Annotated in this window: 18 protein-coding genes, 1 tRNA gene and 1 pseudogene; 11 read left to right on the forward strand and 9 right to left on the reverse strand. The window is 70.4% G+C overall.

Annotated features, from left to right (window positions below; translation table 11 throughout):
* Window positions 1-11 precede the first annotated feature (11 nt).
* Window positions 12-422: a large conductance mechanosensitive channel protein MscL gene (gene mscL, locus ACWGST_RS08545; RefSeq protein ID WP_452046241.1), complete on the reverse strand. Its 411-nt coding sequence runs from the start codon at window positions 420-422 to the stop codon at window positions 12-14.
* Here mscL and ACWGST_RS08550 point away from each other — a divergent pair.
* Complete coding sequence (locus ACWGST_RS08550; RefSeq protein ID WP_452046271.1) at window positions 421-735, forward strand: hypothetical protein; 315 nt, start codon at window positions 421-423, stop codon at window positions 733-735. The two genes, mscL and ACWGST_RS08550, sit on opposite strands and share 2 nt — an antisense overlap.
* 14 nt (window positions 736-749) lie before the next feature.
* Here the strand turns inward: ACWGST_RS08550 and ACWGST_RS08555 are convergent.
* Both ACWGST_RS08555 and ACWGST_RS08560 read right to left on the reverse strand, forming a co-directional pair.
* A pseudogene (locus ACWGST_RS08555) lies at window positions 750-890 on the reverse strand (FmdB family zinc ribbon protein); the annotation flags it as partial.
* 43 nt (window positions 891-933) lie between these two features.
* The gene (locus ACWGST_RS08560) at window positions 934-1,512 is read right to left on the reverse strand and encodes a 5-formyltetrahydrofolate cyclo-ligase (RefSeq protein WP_452046242.1); all 579 of its coding nucleotides are present in this window, start codon (window positions 1,510-1,512) and stop codon (window positions 934-936) included.
* Between the two features lie 62 nt (window positions 1,513-1,574).
* Between ACWGST_RS08560 and galU the strand changes: the two genes are divergently transcribed.
* From galU to ACWGST_RS08580, 4 genes are all read left to right on the forward strand, one after another.
* Complete coding sequence (gene galU / locus ACWGST_RS08565; protein WP_452046243.1) at window positions 1,575-2,492, forward strand: UTP--glucose-1-phosphate uridylyltransferase GalU; 918 nt, start codon at window positions 1,575-1,577, stop codon at window positions 2,490-2,492.
* A 2-nt stretch (window positions 2,493-2,494) separates the two neighbouring features.
* On the forward strand, window positions 2,495-3,157 hold the full coding sequence (locus ACWGST_RS08570; RefSeq protein WP_452046244.1) for a GNAT family N-acetyltransferase: 663 nt from the start codon (window positions 2,495-2,497) through the stop codon (window positions 3,155-3,157).
* A gap of 52 nt (window positions 3,158-3,209) precedes the next feature.
* The gene (locus tag ACWGST_RS08575) at window positions 3,210-4,322 is read left to right on the forward strand and encodes a hypothetical protein (RefSeq protein WP_452046245.1); all 1,113 of its coding nucleotides are present in this window, start codon (window positions 3,210-3,212) and stop codon (window positions 4,320-4,322) included.
* Window positions 4,323-4,385: 63 nt separating this feature from the next.
* Window positions 4,386-4,458: transfer RNA gene (locus ACWGST_RS08580), tRNA-Ala, on the forward strand.
* Between the two features lie 96 nt (window positions 4,459-4,554).
* Here ACWGST_RS08580 and ACWGST_RS08585 read toward each other — a convergent pair.
* Window positions 4,555-4,818 carry a dihydrofolate reductase family protein gene (locus tag ACWGST_RS08585; RefSeq protein ID WP_452046246.1) on the reverse strand — a complete coding sequence of 88 codons (264 nt, stop codon included), beginning with the start codon at window positions 4,816-4,818 and terminating at the stop codon, window positions 4,555-4,557.
* A gap of 89 nt (window positions 4,819-4,907) precedes the next feature.
* Here ACWGST_RS08585 and ACWGST_RS08590 point away from each other — a divergent pair, with 89 nt between their 5' ends.
* The 5 genes from ACWGST_RS08590 (at window position 4,908) to ACWGST_RS08610 (ending at window position 9,945) form a co-directional block, all read left to right on the forward strand.
* Window positions 4,908-5,072: a VOC family protein gene (locus ACWGST_RS08590; RefSeq protein ID WP_452046247.1), complete on the forward strand. Its 165-nt coding sequence runs from the start codon at window positions 4,908-4,910 to the stop codon at window positions 5,070-5,072.
* A 147-nt stretch (window positions 5,073-5,219) separates the two neighbouring features.
* Window positions 5,220-6,065 (forward strand): Crp/Fnr family transcriptional regulator, encoded by an 846-nt coding sequence (locus tag ACWGST_RS08595; RefSeq protein WP_452046248.1) that lies wholly within the window; start codon window positions 5,220-5,222, stop codon window positions 6,063-6,065.
* Window positions 6,066-6,201: 136 nt separating this feature from the next.
* A complete protein-coding gene (locus tag ACWGST_RS08600; RefSeq protein WP_452046249.1) occupies window positions 6,202-6,441 on the forward strand; it encodes a heavy-metal-associated domain-containing protein in 240 nt (79 codons plus the stop codon).
* 11 nt (window positions 6,442-6,452) lie between these two features.
* Window positions 6,453-8,438, forward strand: coding sequence for a heavy metal translocating P-type ATPase (locus ACWGST_RS08605; protein ID WP_452046250.1), 1,986 nt, complete (start codon window positions 6,453-6,455; stop codon window positions 8,436-8,438).
* A gap of 10 nt (window positions 8,439-8,448) precedes the next feature.
* The gene (locus ACWGST_RS08610) at window positions 8,449-9,945 is read left to right on the forward strand and encodes an MFS transporter (RefSeq protein WP_452046251.1); all 1,497 of its coding nucleotides are present in this window, start codon (window positions 8,449-8,451) and stop codon (window positions 9,943-9,945) included.
* A gap of 38 nt (window positions 9,946-9,983) precedes the next feature.
* On the opposite strand, the gene ACWGST_RS08615 is transcribed toward ACWGST_RS08610, so the two are convergent.
* Both ACWGST_RS08615 and ACWGST_RS08620 read right to left on the reverse strand, forming a co-directional pair.
* Window positions 9,984-10,676: a DNA alkylation repair protein gene (locus ACWGST_RS08615; RefSeq protein ID WP_452046252.1), complete on the reverse strand. Its 693-nt coding sequence runs from the start codon at window positions 10,674-10,676 to the stop codon at window positions 9,984-9,986.
* 65 nt (window positions 10,677-10,741) lie between these two features.
* Window positions 10,742-11,395 (reverse strand): NADPH-dependent F420 reductase, encoded by a 654-nt coding sequence (locus tag ACWGST_RS08620; RefSeq protein ID WP_452046253.1) that lies wholly within the window; start codon window positions 11,393-11,395, stop codon window positions 10,742-10,744.
* Window positions 11,396-11,581: 186 nt separating this feature from the next.
* On the opposite strand from ACWGST_RS08620, the gene ACWGST_RS08625 reads away from it, so the two are divergent.
* The gene (locus ACWGST_RS08625; RefSeq protein WP_452046254.1) at window positions 11,582-12,679 is read left to right on the forward strand and encodes an LLM class flavin-dependent oxidoreductase; all 1,098 of its coding nucleotides are present in this window, start codon (window positions 11,582-11,584) and stop codon (window positions 12,677-12,679) included.
* Here ACWGST_RS08625 and ACWGST_RS08630 read toward each other — a convergent pair.
* Genes ACWGST_RS08630 through ACWGST_RS08640 form a run of 3 tightly spaced genes read right to left on the reverse strand, consistent with a single transcriptional unit; the run spans window position 12,665 to window position 15,283 of the window.
* A complete protein-coding gene (locus ACWGST_RS08630; protein WP_452046255.1) occupies window positions 12,665-13,855 on the reverse strand; it encodes a cation:proton antiporter in 1,191 nt (396 codons plus the stop codon). The genes ACWGST_RS08625 and ACWGST_RS08630 overlap by 15 nt on opposite strands.
* A gap of 10 nt (window positions 13,856-13,865) precedes the next feature.
* The gene (locus ACWGST_RS08635; protein ID WP_452046256.1) at window positions 13,866-14,360 is read right to left on the reverse strand and encodes a cation:proton antiporter regulatory subunit; all 495 of its coding nucleotides are present in this window, start codon (window positions 14,358-14,360) and stop codon (window positions 13,866-13,868) included.
* A gap of 44 nt (window positions 14,361-14,404) precedes the next feature.
* On the reverse strand, window positions 14,405-15,283 hold the full coding sequence (locus tag ACWGST_RS08640) for a metal-dependent hydrolase (RefSeq protein WP_452046257.1): 879 nt from the start codon (window positions 15,281-15,283) through the stop codon (window positions 14,405-14,407).
* Window positions 15,284-15,285 lie beyond the last annotated feature (2 nt).

Genomic DNA, 15,285 nt, shown 5'->3' on the forward strand with positions numbered 1-15,285 from the left:
GTCAGACCTGACTACTCGCGATGCGTGCCGGTGCCCCGTTCGGCGAGCAGGTCGCGGATCTGGGCGAGCATGGTGAGCTCGGTCTCGGGCTCTTCGGGGTCGGGCACGCCCGCCTTGCGCTTGGCCTCCGCCCGCTCCTTGACGTGGTTCATCGGCATCACGAAGACGAAGTAGACGACGGCGGCGACGGCGAGGAACGAGATGATCGCGCCGATCACGGCGCCGTAGGCGAACGTCGCGCTGCCGAGCTGGAACGTCAGGCTGTCGAGACCGTCGGCGTTGAACAACAGGCTGATCAGCGGGTTGATGAGTCCCTCGACGATCGCGTTGACCACGGCCGTGAACGCGGCGCCGATGACGACCGCGACAGCGAGATCGATGACGTTGCCGCGCATGATGAATTCTTTGAAGCCCCGGATCATGGCCCTGCCCTCCGTCGGTCGCGGATCCGAGGGTCTGGATCCGACGGGAACCACGCTAGCGGAAGGCCGGTTCGGCGTTAAGGCCGCCGCGGCGCGTCAGCTACCCGACGAGGTCGAACCCGACGACGAGGAAGAGCCCGACGAGGAAGAGCCCGACGACGAGGATGAACCCGAAGACGACGAGCCCGACGACGAGGACGAACCCGACGACCCCGACCCCGACGAACCCGACCCCGACGACCCCGACCCCGACGAACCCGACCCGCTCGAGCTGCCGCCGTCTGCACCGCCGTTGCGCGAATCGGTGCGGTAGAACCCCGAGCCGTTGAAGGTCACGCCGATCGTGTTGAAGAGCTTGCGCAGCTTGCCGCCGCAGACCTCGCAGACCGTGAGCGTGTCGTCGGTGAACGCCTGATGGATGTCGAAGGCGTTGTCGCACTCGGTGCAACGGTAGGAATACGTGGGCATGGTGCTTCTTCCGATTTCGGGTGGGTGCCGGCGCCGTGGCCGGTCAGAACGCGATGATCCGCGTGGGTGTCACGACGCCGTCGACGCCTTGGTCGTGCACCTCGCGCGGCACGGTCTCGATGAACTCGCTGTCGAAGACCACGGCGTACACCGGAGGACATTTTCCCATCGAACCGAGGGTCTTGTCGAAATAGCCCCGGCCCCAGCCGAGCCGCATGCCCGTCGCATCGATCGCGGCCGCCGGCACGATGATGAGGTCGACGTCGTTGATCGCCATCGGGCCGAGCAGTTCGCCGACCGCTTCGGGGGTGCCGTGCGGGCCGAGCGTCTCCGTCTGCTCTTCGCCGACCGTCCAGTCGAGCAGTCCGTCTTCTCTGGTCACGGGGAAGAGCACGCGGATCCCGCGAGCCTCGGCCCAGTTCACGAAGGGCCGGGTGTTCGGTTCGGTCGGCATCGAGAGGTAGCACGAGATCGACTCCGCCTCGGCCTGGCCGACGAGTTCTTCGAGGCGGGCGGTGAAGCCCTCGGTCGCGAGTTCGCGCTCGTGGGCCGGCATGTTCCGGCGGCGCTCGCGCAATTCGGCGCGAAGGATGCGCTTGTCTACATCCGGATCGTCGGGCATGGCTCACATCCTAGGACGAAGCGATCGGTTCCGGCCGGGAGTGCGGCGGTACGCTGAACCGCATGACTCAACGGATCACGAAGGCCGTCATCCCCGCAGCCGGCCTCGGCACGCGCTTCCTGCCAGCCACGAAGGCGATGCCGAAAGAGATGCTGCCGGTCGTCGACAAGCCGGCCATCCAGTACGTCGTCGAAGAGGCCGTCGATGCCGGCCTGACCGATGTGCTCATGGTGACGGGGCGCAACAAGAACGCGCTCGAGAACCACTTCGACCGCGTCGCCGAGCTCGAGGCGACCCTCGAGGCCAAGGGCGATACCGCCAAACTCGCGAAGGTCAACGAGTCGACGGGCCTCGCCGACATGCACTACGTGCGCCAGGGCGACCCGCTCGGCCTCGGGCACGCGGTGCTGCGCGCCCACATGCACGTGGGCGACCAGCCCTTCGCCGTGCTGCTCGGCGACGACATCATCGACGCCCGCGACACCCTCTTGACCCGCATGCTCGAAGAGCAGGTCGCCCGCGACGCCTCGATCGTCGCGCTGCTCGAGGTCGACCCCGATTCCATCCACCTCTACGGCGCCGCCGCGGTCGAGGCCACCGACGACCCCGACGTCGTACGCATCACGGGCCTCGTCGAGAAGCCCGCAAAAGAGGTCGCACCGTCGAACTACGCCGTCATCGGCCGTTACGTGCTGAAGCCCGAGGTCTTCGAGATCCTCGAGCGCACCCCGCCCGGCAAGGGCGGCGAGATCCAGCTGACCGACGCGCTCATGACCATGGCGGGCGACGTCGAGGGCACCGGCGGCGTGTACGGCGTCGTCTTCCGCGGCCGCCGCTACGACACGGGCGACAAGCTCGACTACATCAAGGCGGTCATCCAGCTCGCCTCCGATCGCCCCGACATCGGCCCCGATCTGCGCCCGTGGCTCATCGAGTACGCGTCGCACCTCGAAGCGGCACCGGGACTCGATACAGTCTGAGCATGCCCGCAGTCGCCGTACCCACCCTGCGCGATGGCGACGTCACGCTGCGACCCATCCGCGTCCGTGACGCGAAGCCGCTCGAGCGGGTGCTGATCGCCAATCGCACGTGGCTGCGCCAATGGGAGGCGACGTATCCGGGCGGCGGCTCGATCATCGACACGCGCTCGAGCATCCGCAACCTGCTGGCGCACACGCGCAGCGGCCATGCGCTGCCGTTCATCATCGAGGTCGATGGGCAGCTGGTCGGGCAGCTCAACGTCTCGTCGATCGCGTACGGCTCTCTCTCGTCGGCCACGATCGGCTACTGGGTGGCACAGGACGTCGCGGGGCGAGGCATCACGCCGACGGCGGTCGCGCTCGCGACCGACTACTGCTTCCGTACGCTGCGGCTTCACCGTATGGAGATCTGCATCCGCCCCGAGAACGGCCCGTCGCTTCGTGTGGTCGAGAAGCTCGGATTCCGTTACGAGGGGCTTCGGCGCCGATTCATCCACATCAACGGCGTCTGGAGCGACCATTTCGCGTTCGCCCTCGTGACCGAAGAAGTGCCGGGCGGGGTGCTCAAGAGGTGGCGTGAGGGGCGCGTGCCCGAGGATGTCGCGCGAGTGAACGCCGAAGACCGGGCGGCATCCGCGCACCCCCTGCAACTGCCCGATCGGTGAACACGCGGGCGTCGAGTACGCCTCGGGGCATGTAGTGACCTAGCGTTGTGCCATGGACGTGATCGGTGGGGGACTGCTCGTGGCTGTGGCAGCCGCGCTGTGGATCGCGTACCTCCTGCCGAACTGGCTGCGTCGACGGCAGTATCTGGCGACCGAGCGCAACGCCGTGCGCCTGCAGCAGACCCTTCGCATCCTCGCCGAGACGGCAGAGACGCCCGAGCCCGTGCGGGTCGAGGCGACGGCTCGCGAGGTCGCCGCGCAGCAGCGCATCTTGCACCAGCGCGAGGCGACGGCGCGGTTGAACGCCGAGGCCGAAGAGCGAGAGGCGCTCGCCGAGCGCTGGGCGGCCGAAGGCGCGGTGGATGCCGCGCGCCTCCGTGTCGGCATCGTGCTCGCCGCGGCCGCCGCGGCCACCGAACCCATCACCGTCATCGCGCCGGCCGATGCGATGCCGCCGAGGGCTGAGGAGACCGAGCCCGGTGCTGGTGCCGCCACTGCCTGGCCCGCCGCCGATGCCTCCGCCGCGCGTCGTGCCATGGCGCGTCGGCGACTTCGCCGTGGGCGGGCGCTCTGCTCGCTCGTGCTGCTCGTCTCACTGCTCACCGGTGTGGGCGGCGGTATCGCCGTCGCGTTCGGTGCATCGATCGTGGTACCGGTGCTCGGCGGCGTCGGCATCGTGCTCGCGCTCGCCGGTCTCGTGAGGCTCGCGCGGGTGCACCCGGCGGCTCCCGTCGCGGCGTCCGCGGCACCCGTCGCCGAGGCGCAGCCGTTCGAGCCCATCGACCTCGTCGAACCCGAGGCGCCGGCCGACGGCTGGGTTCCGCAGCCGCTGCCGCGCCCGCTGCACCTCTCGCGGGGCACGATCGCCGCGATGGCGATGGCATCGATCGACGCGGCGGCCGAGCTCAAGCGCGCGGAGACCGGCGACGACATCGCGCGTCGCGCCGCCGAGCTCGAGCCACAGCTGCCCGTCATCACGCCCGCTGCGTCGACGGCTGCGTCGGGGTCGGCCGCGACATCCGCTGCCCGTGTGCGGCCGTCGGCCGAAGCGGTGCGCGACGACGCCCCTGCGAGCCCATATGCGCGCATGGGCATCATCGACGATGCGCGGCCCGGGTTCGACGATCTCGACGCGGTGCTGCGCCGCCGCCGGCAGGCCGGCTGACCCGCTCGGCGCACCCTGCTTGGTCTGCACCGCGTTCGCGAGATGATAGGCTCTTTCTCGCTCGGGCCCATGGCGCAGTTGGTAGCGCGTCTCGTTCGCAATGAGAAGGTCGGGGGTTCGAATCCCCCTGGGTCCACCGTGTGATGAGAGCCCGGCCATCGGCCGGGCTCTCGTTGTCGGTAGCACCAGTAGGTCTGGTTCGGGTCGATGGTGTTGGTCGCCATGCCATGGATCAGCGTGGACTCACCGTGTACCGCGGGTCGACGGTCTGGGTGGCTGCGGAGCCCTCGCGCAGCAGATGCACCACGCGCCCGTCGTGCGCCTCGTGCAGCCGAATGCCGTCACCGAGCAGGACCGGGGCGATGTGGACGATGACCTCGTCGATCAGTCCGCGCTCCAGCAGCTGCGCAGAGAGGTCGGGGAGAACACTTCGACGTTCTTGCCCCTGGCCGCCCCCACGGCGATGCGCAGCGCCTCCTCGGCGGGGAACCGTCATTCCGCCCCGATGACACTGAGGCCGTTTGGAGCATCGACGAGCACCGGTACGTCTACCTCAAGGCGGGGCAAGGCCTGCCTGGCGGCAGCTTGGTCACCATCCTCGTCCACGATCTCGACGGATTCCTTCGGGCCGCAGCCGATCGCGGCGTGATCCCGGACGGCCGCGAGGAGTACGGCGAGGGGGTCGGCAAGGCCGTCTTCCACGACCCCGACGGCAATGAGTTCGGCGTCGGAACCGTGCCGGAGGGGTAGGAGACGTCAGCCCAGAGACGCCCTCGCCCCGACCGTGCGGGGGCTTGTGATTCGCGTGCCGGCTGCCCCTCACCGCGGATCGCCAGGGTGTGCGGGTAGCGTGGTCGAGAGCCATCGTTTCGCGTCGATACCCGATCGGAGGACAGCGTGGCCACGACAGCAGCGCATTCCGACGAGCGCCGACCCGACGAGCCGCGATCGGCCGCTCCGACTGCGGGCGAGCGCCGTCACGTGCCGCTGCGCAGCACGTGCGCCCAGCCCCACCGCTGCCCGAAGCCCATGCGCATGCGCATCCTCGCGCAGGTGCCGTTGTTCGCGGGGCTGTCGACCGACGAGCTCGACGACATCGACCGTCGCATGGTCGCCCTGTCGTGGGCCGAAGGAGACCGGCTGTACAGCGAGGGCGACCCGGCCGATCACCTCTACGTCATCGCGGCGGGCCAGGTGAAGGCGTTCCGCTCAGCGGCGAACGGGCAGGATTCGATCGTCGACGTGCTCGCACCCGGGGAGATCTTCGGCGGCATCGGCGAGAGCCAGACTGTGCACACCGAGACCGTCGAGGCCCTCGTCACGACGTGCGCGCTGCGCATCGAGCGAGATGTGTTCCGTGACGTGCTGCTCGAGCACCCCCGGGTCGCCCTGCGCGTGCTCGACGACGTGACCGCGTCGCTCGGCCTCGCGCGTTCGAGCGCGCACCGGCACGCGACCGGCACGGTCACCCACCGCGTGGCCGCGACGCTGCTGCGACTGGCCGAGAAGTTCGGGCAACCCGACGCGGGCGGCGACGGCACGCTCATCCAGCTGCCGCTCTCGCGCGTCGACCTCGCCGCGATGACCGCGTCGACACCCGAGTCCGTCTCCCGGGTGATGAGTCGACTGCGCAAAGACGGCGTCATCGACTCCGGCCGGCGGTGGACCGCCATCCTCGATCGCGAGCGACTGACCGCGATGGTCGCGGCCGACGTCTCGAGCCAGGGCGCTCTGCGGCCCTGAGCCTCGCAGTCCTGCAACCCGAATCCACGCGGGTCTGCGGTTGACTGACGCACGTCATGGTGCCGTTCGCGTGCACTCCGTAGCGTCGAAGACGACCGACCACCTCGGAAATCGCACGACGGAAAGGGCGACGAAAATGAGTACTGCAGCAGACGCGGGCACGCGCACCATCCTGCGCGCGGAGGGCTTCTCGTGCCCCTCGTGCGTGGCCAAGATCGAGAAGCAGGTCGGGCGAGTGCCCGGCGTCGCAGCCGTGAAGGTGCACTTCGCCTCCTCGCGCATCGAGATCGACCACGACGCCTCGACCGCGAGCGTCGACGACCTGGTGGCCGCCGTCGGACGGGCCGGGTACACCTCCCGCCCGTCCGCGTTCTGAAGGAGGTCGACATGAGCGCCATGCGCACGTGGGTGAACAACCGGTGGGCGATCCCGGCGCTCTCCGGATCGCTGATCGTCGCGGCGCTGCTGCTGCACGCGGCCGGCCTCGCGACGATCGGCGACGCGCTCATGGTCGCCGCCGCCGTGGTCGCTGGCGCGCGCATCGTCGTGGCCGCGGCCCGAGCGCTCTGGGCGAGGGTCGTCGGCATCGACCTGCTGGTGTCGGTCGCGGCGATCGGCGCGGTGGTCATCGGCGAATACTGGGAGGCCGCAGCCGTGACCTTCCTGTTCGCGATCGGTCACGCCCTCGAGGCGGCGACGCTCAACCGCACGCGCTCGGCGCTCGCCGAGCTGGTGGCCGTCGCCCCCGATGTGGCGATCGTGCTGCGCGGCGGCGTTCAAGCGGAGATCCCCGCGGGCGCGGTGCACATGGGCGAGACTGTGCTCGTCAAGAACGGCGGCAAGGTGCCCGTCGACGGCGAGGTGATCGGCGGCTCCGGAGCCCTCGACGAAGCCTCGATCACCGGCGAGTCGATGCCGGTCGAGAAGGTCGCCGGCGACCGGGTCTTCGCCGGCACCGTGGCACGCAGCGGGTTCCTGCAGGTGCGGGCCACCGGCGTCGGTGCAGACACCACCCTGGCCAGGATCATCCACCGCGTCGAGGACGCGCAGGACGCGAAGGCCAGGACCCAGGTCTTCATGGATCGCTTCTCGGCGTGGTACACCCCGGCGATCATGGGGCTCGCGATCGTCGTCGGCCTCATCACCGGCGACGTGGTGCTGGCACTGACCCTCTTGGTCATCGGATGCCCCGGGGCCCTCGTGATCTCCATCCCCGTGTCGATCGTGGCCGGCATCGGCCGGGCCGCGAAGGACGGCATCCTGATCAAGGGCGGCGAGTTCCTCGAGACCTCTGCGAAGATCTCCGTCGTCGCGGTCGACAAGACCGGCACGCTCACGACCGGCACGCCGCGGGTGACCGATGTCGTGGTGCTGCGACCGGATCAGGACCGTGCGCAGTTGCTCACTTGGGCGGCACGTGCCGAGGCGGGCTCCGAGCACCCCCTGGCGCGGGCGATACTGGATGCGGCGGCGCTCGAAGGGCTGGAAGCGACCGGCCTGCCCGACGCGACCGTTCCCGTGCCGGGCAAGGGCATCGCAGTGCAGACCGCAGGCAGCCAGGTGCTGGTCGGCAACCTCGCACTGCTGGCCGAGTACGGCGTGCCCGACCTCGAACCCGCGACGCGCGTCGCCGATGAACTCGTGGCCGCCGGCCGCACGCCGATGATCGTGGCGGTCGCCGGCACCGTGGCCGGGGTCATCGGCGTCGCCGACGGGGTGCGCCCCGAGGCCGCCGAGATGGTGGCGAGGCTGCACGCCACGGGCGTCGAGGTCGTCATGCTCACGGGCGATGCGCCGCTCGTGGCACATGCGGTCGGCGCCGTCACCGGAATCGACGAGGTGCACGCCTCGCTGCTGCCCGAAGACAAGATGGATGTCGTCGCGCGCCTTCAGGCGGCGGGACACGTCGTGGCGATGGTGGGCGACGGCGTCAACGACGCCCCGGCTCTGGCGATCGCCGACATCGGGGTGGCGATGGGCGCTGCCGGATCTGCGGTGGCCGTCGAGACGGCCGACATCGCCCTCATGGGCGACCGGCTGCTGAAGCTGCCCGAGGCGATCTCGCTCGCCAAGCGCACCGTGAACAACATGCGTCAGAACATCGTCATCGCCCTGATCACGGTCGCCCTGCTGCTGGTCGGTGTGCTCTTGGGCGGGGTGACGATGGCGGTCGGCATGCTCGTGCACGAGGCATCCGTGCTCATCGTGATCGTCAACGCAATGCGCCTGCTGCGCCGCCGTCGCGACGGCGGCGACGGCGGCCGGCGGGATCACCCGAATGCCGGTGCGGAGCGACATGCGAGCGGGGGAGACGTGAGCCCCCTCGGCGAGTCCTTGGCCGCCCGTGATGCCGATGGGGGTGCCTCGACGTAAGGTTGAGGCGATGTCAGACGCGCCAGCCACACGGTCGATCCCGGTTTCAGAGCAGCATCGTTGGCGCGCGTACTGGGTGTGCGTGGCGGTCGCGGCGCTCACGATCATGGACCTCTCGAAGGTCAACGTCGGGCTGCCGGCCATCGAAGAGGCGTTCGACGCGGGGTCGACCGAGCTGCAGCTCATCGTGGCGGGGTACGTGCTCACCTTCGGCCTCACGCTCGTGCCGGCGGGGCGCATCGGCGACCAGCGCTCGCGCAAGACCCTCTTCATCGTGGGCCTCAGCCTCTTCACCCTCACGAGCATCGTCGCGGCGCTCGCACCGAACGCGACGGTGCTGCTCATTGCACGGCTCGTGCAGGGCGTCGCCGCCGGCATCCAGATGCCGCAGGTGCTCGGCCTCATCCAAGAGCTCTTCCGGGGCAAGGAGCGCGGCAAGGCGTTCGGCCTGTTCGGGGCGACGATCGGCCTCGCGACCGCGTTCGGACCGACGCTCGGCGGGCTCATGATCGCGATCGGCGGGCCCGAAGACGGCTGGCGCGGCATCTTCTGGATCAACGTGCCGCTCGCCCTCATCGCGATCGTGCTCGCCGTCTGGCTGCTGCCGTTGACGCGGCATCCGTCTGACAAGCCGTTGTCGCTCGACCCTGTCGGCATCGTGCTGTTCGGCGTCAGCGTGCTCTCGCTCATGTGGCCGTTCCTCTTCACGACCGGGTCGCCCGACGACGACCCGAGCCGCTGGTGGGTGCTCGTGATCTTCGTCTTCGCGTTCACGGCCTTCCTCGTGTGGGAGCGGCGGTATGCGGCGAGCGGCAGGCATCCGCTCGTGCCGCTGAACCTCTTCGGCATCAGCTCGTACCGCAACGGCACCGCGCTCTCGAGCGTCTACTTCGCCGCGCTGCCGCCGATGTTCCTGCTCACGACGCTCTACCTGCAGCACGGTCTCGGTCTCGCGGCGGTCTTCGCGGGCATGGTGACGATCGGGTTCGCCCTCGTCAGCGCCCTCACCTCGTACATCGGCGGCAACCTCGTGAATCGCTTCGGGCGCCCGCTCGTGGTCTGGGGCCTCGTGCTGATCATCGTCGGCGTCGGGCTCTCGGTGCTCGCCGCGTACGCGACGCCGCCCGAGATGACGCCGTGGGCGATCGCCGTCGCGATGACCATCGCCGGGGCGGGCGGCGGTTTCGTCATCTCTCCGAACCAGACGCTCGCGCTCGCCGACATCCCCGTGAAGCAGGGAGGCCTCGCCGGCTCGGTCGGCCAACTGGGCCAGCGCATCGGCACGGCCATCGGCACCGCGATCACGCTCTCGCTCTTCTATTCGACGATCTATCGCGAGTCGAGCGGGGCGCCCGGCCTCTCGGTCTACCGCGACGCCTACGCGGTGGGCATGATCGCGGTCGCCGTGCTCGTCGCCGTGTCCTTCGCGATCGGCGTGCTGGACCTCGGTGCGCGCGGGCGGCAGCGCAGCGCGCTCGGCGGGGCGCCCGCCGAAGACCTCGACTGACGCCGGCGCCGGCACCTGCACCGGCACCTGCACCGGCGTCAGCGGATCGCGAGGATGCTCGCCCGCTCGACCTTGTCGTAGTGCTCGATCGCCGCGCGCAGCGCGACCCTCGGCATCGTGGCGGCGTGCCGCTCGACGAACGCCGTGAGCCGCGTCCGATCGACGTCGCCGGCAGCGCGCAGCACCCAGCCGAGCGCCTTCTGCACGAGGGGCTCGGGGTCGTCGGCGAGGGCGTCGGCCAGTTCGAAGGCGTCGTCGAGTTCGCCGCGGCGAACGAAGGCGAAGGTCGCCACGAGCGCGGTGCGGCGTTCGGGCCAGAATCCGGATGCCGCGAGCCGGACGAGCGGCGAACGATCACGTTCGAGCAGGTACCCGCCGATCACGTCGCGCGCGGCGAGGTCGACGAGGTCCCACTGGTCGATGCGGTCGTGGCGGCGCAGGTAGAGCTCGTACAGTTCTCGGCGCCGGGCCTCGCCGGTCTTCGGCCGTGCCGCCGACGTGCCCATGATGCTGCAGGCGAGGGCGCGCACCTCGTGCGTCGGCTGCTCGAGCAGCGCCTCGAGTTCGCCAGCCGGCAGCTCGAGAGCGGTCTTCGCGAGCGCGAACACGGCCCCCATGCGTACACCGATGAACGGCGCGTCGGGGTCGGGCGCGAAGTAGCGCGTGTACTTCTGCCGCTCCTCGGCGCTCGCGAGGCCTTCGAGCGTCGAAACGAGCGCCGCGGCATCCACACCTCGCTCCTTCCGTCGTCGGCAACAGCGTAGCGAGTGGATGCCTCGGCGACGCGAGTCGCGAATCAGGCGGCGAGGTGCACGGCGGGCGTGAGGAGCGCGGCGAGCTCGGCGGCCGAGAGTTCGCGGCCGAAGGCGGGGTGTCCGGGCTCGAGCGCGACGCCGTGGCGCAGTTCGCCGCCGTCGACGGGGTCGAAGCCGAGTTCGTCGATGATCTCGGCGACGACCGCGCGGGCCTCGTCGTCGTCGCCGACGACGGCGAGGGCACGGCGCAGGGGAGAGCCGGCGGCCATGCTGTCGTCCTCCATCTCGTGATAGCCGAGGTGGTTCAGCGACTTCACGACGCGGGCGAGGGGGTTTCGTGCCGCGTTGATCTCGCTCGTGGTGCGCGGGTCGTCGTCGACCTCGGCGATGTTGCCGTCGACGGGCGGCCAGTAGTTCATGGCGTCGACGACGATGCGGCCGTCGAAGGCGGGCCAGGGCACGGTGCCGGCCTTGCCGAACGGCACGGCGACGATGATGACGTCGGCGGTGGCGGCGAGGGTCTCGGGCGAGGTCACCTCGGCACCGGGGGCGACGACGCCGACGAGCAGGTCGAGGGCGGTCTGTCGGGGGGATCCGGCGATGAGCACGCGGTGGCCGGAGGCGACGAGCAGTCGGGCGAGGGCAGTGCCCACCTTGCCCGCGCCGTAGATTCCGATGACCGGCCGTTCCGTCACGCTTCGATTCTCCCATTCCCGGCGCAGCGATTCGATGCGTCGACATGGAAGAGAACGCGCCCCGCCCGGCGCGCATTCCCCGTGCACGGGCGCGCGCGCCCGCCGCACGGTGCCGGGGAATAGTCTCGACCCGAGGGCGGTTCCGACTATGCATGCAGATGCATGGAAAAATGGAGAGGGATCAGGATGTCTGAGCGCTACGAATTCGGACTCGACACGTTCGGCGACGTCACGAGAGGGCCTGACGGCGAACGGTTGCCGCACGCCCAAGTGCTGCGCAACGTCGTCGAAGAGGCCGTGCTCGCCGACCGGCTGGGCCTCGACTTCTTCGGCATCGGCGAGCACCACCGTGAAGACTTCGCCGTCTCGGCGCCAGAGGTCGTGCTCGGCGCGATCGCCGGGCGCACCGAGCGCATCCACCTCGGCTCCGCGGTGACCGTGCTGAGCTCCGACGACCCCGTGCGCGTGTTCCAGCGCTTCGCGACGCTCGACGCGCTCTCGAGCGGCCGCGCCGAGGTGATCCTCGGGCGGGGCTCGTTCACCGAGTCGTTCCCGCTCTTCGGCTTCGAGCTGAACCAGTACCAAGAACTCTTCGAAGAGAAGCTCAACCTCTTCGCCGCCCTGCTGCCGCAGGAGCCGGTCTCGTGGAGCGGCCAACTCCGTGCGCCGCTCAGCGAACAGCTCGTCTTCCCGCCCGTCGAGCACGGCCGGCTGAAGACCTGGGTCGGCGTCGGCGGCAGCCCCGAGTCGGTCGTGCGCGCCGCCCACTACGGGCTGCCGCTCGTGCTCGCCATCATCGGCGGCAGCCCAGCCCGGTTCGCCCCGCTCGCCGACCTCTACCGTCGTGCGCTCGAGCAGTTCGGCAACCCCGTGCAGCCGATCGCCATCCACTCGCCCGGTTTCATCGCGGACACCGACGCCGAGGCGCTCGACACGCTCTGGCCGCACTACAAGATCATCATCGACCGCATCGGGCGCGAACGCGGCTGGGGCCCGGTCAGCCGCGAGCACTTCGAAGACGAGGCGGGCCCGAACGGCGCACTCTACGCGGGCACGCCCGAGCGCGTCGCCGTGAAGATCGCCGACGCCATGCGGGCGATCGGTGCGAGCCGCTTCGACATGAAGTACTCCAACGGCGGGCTGCCGCACGAGGCCATGATGCGCAGCATCGAGCTCTACGCCACCGAGGTTGTGCCCCGCGTCAGGCAACTGCTCGCGGCCGCCGACGCCGATGCGGCCGCCGATGCCGATACAGCCGCCGACGCCGACTCAACCGGCAGCTGACGTCGCCGCCGCTCGCCTGCGCACCGCCGCCCGGAACCACACGGCGTCGGGCAGGCGCGCGAGCACCGTGCCCGCGACGATCGTGATGAGCACGTAGCCCGTCGCGAGCGGCGCGAACTCGGGGGTGACGACGCCGGATCCGACGGCGAGCCCCGCGATGACGATCGAGAACTCGCCTCGCGGGCCCAGTGCGAGCCCGGCACGCCATTGTCCGAGCGTGCCGACGCCCGCGCGCCGGGCCGCATAGGCGCCCGTGACGAGCTTCGTGAGGATCGTCACGACCGCGAGGCCGAGTGCGGCGGGCAGCACCGACAGCAGGGCCGACGAGTCGGTCGTGAGGCCGAAGAAGACGAAGAAGATCGCGGCGAAGAGGTCGCGCAGCGGTGTGAGCACCTGACTCGCGTTCACCGCGACCCGCCCCGACAGGGCGATGCCCACCAGGAACGCGCCGACCGCCGCCGACACGCTGACCTCGGCGGCGAGTCCCGCGACGAGCATCGTGAGGCCGAGCACCCCGAGCAGCAGCGGCTCGAAGTGGTCGGCGGGGAACAGCCGCGAGACGAGGTGCCCGTGCCGCAGGGCGACGTAGAGGATCAGCGCGACCACGCTGACCGCGACGGCGACCGAGACGGCGCCCTGCAGCAGGCTCATGCCGACCACGAGTGCCGAGAGCACCGGCAGGTAGAACGCCATGGCGAGGTCTTCGATGACGAGCAGCGCGAGGATCGCCGGCGTCTCGCGGTTCGAGAGGCGCCCGAGATCTCGCAGCAGCTTCGCGATGACGCCCGACGACGACACCCACGTCACGCCGGCCAGCGCGACCGCTGCGACCGGCCCCCACCCGAGCAGCAGCGCCAGGCCGGCCCCGGGCAGCGCATTGAATGCGGCGTCGACGAGTCCTGCGGTGCGCGCCGACTTCAGGCTGCCGAAGAGCTCCGCCGCGGTGTACTCGAGGCCGAGCAGCGCGAGCAGCAGGATCACGCCGATCTCGGCGCCCGTCTGGAAGAACTCGGCGCTCGCGTCGAGCTCGACGAATCCGCCTTCGCCGAAGGCGAGGCCGAGCACGAGGTAGAACGGGATCGGCGAGATGCCGAGTGCGAGCGCGAGGCGCCCGAGCAGACTCATGCCGAGAAGCAGCGCGCCGACTTCGATGAGGAGCAGCGTGGTCTCGTGCATGCGCCGGGCCTCAGTCTGGGCCGTTGGCGAGCAGTCGGGCTACTCCGTCGAGTCCTTCACGTGTTCCGACGACGACCACGACGTCTCCGGCGCGCAGCGTCTCTGCCGGCGTCGGCGACGGGATGATCGCGCCGTCGCGCACGATCGCCACGATCGAGGCGTGCGTGCGGGTGCGGGCCTTCGTCGCGCCGAGGGTGCGATTCAGGTAGGGCGAGTCGGTCGGCAGTGCGATCTGCTCGGTGTAGAGGCCGGCGGTCTCGTCGCTGAGGCTCGTGAGACGGCTCAGCATCACCGAGGCGCCGAGCACATCGGCGAGGGCGGCGGCCTCGTCGTCGTTCAGGGGGATGGAGTCGCGGCAGGCGTCGGGGTCGTCTTGATCGAAGACGCCGAGGTCGCGCTCGCCGTCACGGTGCGAGACCACGCTGATGCGCCGGCCGCTCTCGGTGACGAGGTCGTGCCGAACGCCGATGCCCGGCAGGTCGACCTTCTCGATTCGAATTCCCACAGTCGCAATCGTAACCCCGCGCGGAGGTGTCGCGGCCCGCGGGTTCAGCGCGCCGGGGCGGCGTTCGTGCGCATCGTCAGCACGGGCGTGCCCGCGTCGTCGCCGGTCTCGAATTCGACGTGCACCTCGCCGAGTTCGGCGAGCGAGCCGACGTGCGTGCCGCCGCACGCGATGCGCGCCGTGCCGCCGGGCAGTTCGGCCACCCAGTATCTGCGATCGGTGAGCGCGTCGCCGTCGCGCTCGACGCGCACGACCGCGCCCGCGGCCGCCCAGTCGGCGATCGTCGAGGTGACGGATGCCGCGAGCTCGCCGAGCCCGTCGGCGGCGACCGCGCTCGTGTCGAAGCCGGCGCGGCGCAGTGACCTGTTCAGCCGGTACACGTCGACCGAGCCGTCGGCGAGGATGCGGCTCGACGCGATCGCGATGCCGTCGAAGTCGGGGGAGCCGAGGCTGTCTTCGCGTGCAGGCTTCGACCAGCGGCCGGCGAGGGCCGCATTCAGGGCGAGGGCTGCCGCATGGCAGGCGGTGTGGCCGATCGAGAGGGCGTGGCGCGTCGCGGCATCTGCTCGCACCGTCACCGCATCGCCCTCGGCGACCGCGGCGTCGTCTGCGACGAGATGCGCGACGAGGAACGACCAGCCCTCGGTGCCCCTGCGCACCGGGATGTCGGCGCCGAGGTGGAGGGCGGTGCCGTCGCTCGCTGCGACGACGGCGTCGACGATCGGCACCTCGATGCCGCCGGCGACGAGCCGACCCGTGTCGGCGGGCTGGTCGGGCCACGCGGCATCCACCGGGTGGAAGCTCGTCGACTCGGTGACGACCGCGACGAGGCCGTCACCGGCTCGGGCGATGTGCAGCACGACGGTCTCGGCGTCGAGTGCGCCGTCGGGGTAGGTGACGCGCGTGTCGCTCGATGGAAGCAACG

The organism is Agromyces sp. NPDC055520, from assembly GCF_053619715.1.